Origin of the sequence: Flavobacterium aurantiibacter, from assembly GCF_002251775.1 — a bacterium.
In the GTDB taxonomy this organism is placed as follows: domain Bacteria; phylum Bacteroidota; class Bacteroidia; order Flavobacteriales; family Flavobacteriaceae; genus Flavobacterium; species Flavobacterium aurantiibacter.
In genome coordinates this window covers 1-1,181 of record NZ_NOXX01000020.1, presented here as the reverse complement: position 1 = coordinate 1,181, position 1,181 = coordinate 1, and the positions used below count along the sequence as shown (strand labels likewise).

Annotated in this window: 1 protein-coding gene; it reads right to left on the bottom strand. The window is 38.2% G+C overall.

Annotation, left to right across the window (positions count from 1 at the left end):
• Positions 1-611: 611 nt before the first annotated feature.
• The gene (locus CHX27_RS00185) at positions 612-1,064 is read right to left on the bottom strand and encodes a hypothetical protein (protein ID WP_094484781.1); all 453 of its coding nucleotides are present in this window, start codon (positions 1,062-1,064) and stop codon (positions 612-614) included.
• Positions 1,065-1,181: the final 117 nt, after the last annotated feature.

Genomic DNA, 1,181 nt, shown 5'->3' with positions numbered 1-1,181 from the left:
TCGCGCTATCCGTTGCAAGTGTGCTTGCGGCGCCCGTTTCGCTGAAGGCGCAAAAGTAGCTTCCGTTGGTCGCTCTTTTTCACCGCAGCTCAAACGGCCGCCGCTGCGCACCCTTTACACTGCTATCGCGGCTAGGGCAATCGTTTCCAAGAGAGTGTCACTCTAAAAACCGCCTTACAATTTATACCGTTTTAAGAACTCACGTTGCGTGCGCTTCCTTTCAAAAGAATTCTAATCGTTTTAATTAAAAGAAACAAGGTAAGCAAACAGTAAGTCGTCGCAGGAATTGTATAATACCAATATTCTAGGTACTTAATTTGAAAAGTATAAGCAAGCCAAGAAATTTGGATAACAATCGCAACCAAAGTTAGCAATTTGTTTCGCAAAAGCGTCAATACTAAACTACAACAAAGAACTAGCGCTAATGCAAAATCAAAGATTATCGCAGAACTTACCGAAGTTGCAAAAAGCTGCCAAGCCGATTGAAGAAGAAGTAACGGAAGTAGTATTGCATTGGGTAAGCTTACATGTGCCCCAGGAGTAAGAATTGCCAAAAAACTTACTAAGATTAATGATTTAAAATGTCTTGTTTCCATATTGACATGAGCCATTCACGGTCGTTTTCTCTTTATTTCTAAAAGTGAACTATTCTTAAACTCTTTGTATGCTGCTTTGGCTATCGAATCGAGTTCACGGCTAGCATAGTAGTTTAAGCAATTGTACGAAATGAAATTTTTTGTCCGCAGGTACTCTTCGTCTGCGTCTATTTTAATAAACGGTTTTGGCATTTCAACTGCAATTTTTTTACCTAGACTTCTCGCGTAATCGATATCTTTTGTTCCGATTCCCTCAAATAAATTTAACAAATCCGATTTCTCAATTTGTCCGAAAACACTATCCTTATTTGGATAGCTTTCTTTCAAGCAAGAATAAAATGCTTCAGCTTTAAATGTATTTAGCCACAGAGACACGTCAGCATTACGGTAACTGAATTTCTGGCGCTGATAGGGCGTTTGACAACTTATCAAACCTAAAGTACTTAAAAGAAACAGAAGTTGTTTCATATTCTTAATTTAGAAGAGAAAACTAACGACTTAAAGCTCAATTTATTTGCAAAGCGAAGAATTCGTCTCGTGTTATGGAGAAATCTAGCTCTTTAGTACAGTTTTAAACAGGCATCT

What these genes read in the sequence shown, in the direction of transcription:
- CHX27_RS00185 (WP_094484781.1), bottom strand. Translation starts at nt 1,064, where the DNA reads ATGAAACAACTTCTGTTTCTTTTAAGTACTTTAGGTTTGATAAGTTGT.